Origin of the sequence: Neobacillus paridis (assembly GCF_016765675.1) — a bacterium.
GTDB lineage: Bacteria > Bacillota > Bacilli > Bacillales > Cytobacillaceae > Neobacillus > Neobacillus paridis.
This window is the reverse complement of the sequence record NZ_JAESWB010000004.1, coordinates 1-505: the sequence shown is the minus strand read 5'-3', so window position 1 is coordinate 505 and position 505 is coordinate 1. Positions and strand designations below refer to the sequence as shown.

General features: G+C 66.9%; 1 protein-coding gene. It reads right to left on the bottom strand.

Features of this window, described 5'->3' with window-relative positions; genetic code table 11:
* Nucleotides 1-505: PAS domain S-box protein (locus JK635_RS27775; RefSeq protein ID WP_202651167.1), on the bottom strand; the 505-nt coding region annotated here is incomplete at both ends.

Sequence of the window (505 nt, the reverse complement as noted above, 5' to 3'; positions counted from 1 at the left end):
GGGCACGATGGTCCAGGACAGCCAGCGGAAGCCGCCGTCCCGGTGCAGGTCGCGCACCTCGTAGCGCACCAGCGCCTCGCCGCGCGCCAGCAGTTCCACCTTGCTGACGAGGTCGGCGCGATGGTCGGGATGGGTCATTTCCAGGAAGGGCATCGATACCGCCTCTTCCAGGCTCCAGCCGAGGATGGCGGTGAAGGCCGGATTCACATTCAGGAAATAACCGTTGAGCGAGGCAATCGCCATGATGTCCTGTGACATACCCCACAGCCGGTCGCGCTCCAGCGTGCTCTGGCGGATGCCGATTTCCAGGCCGGCATTGAGCTGGCGCAGCGCGTCCTCGGTGCGGCGCAGTTCGGTGATGTCGGTATGCACGCCGACCCATTCGATGATGTCGCCACGGGCATCCATGGTGGGAATGGCGCGCACCGAATAATGGCGCCACTGGCCGTCGCGACGGCGCAGGCGGTGCTCGGCCAGGTAGGCGCGGCGCTCGGCCACGGCCTGG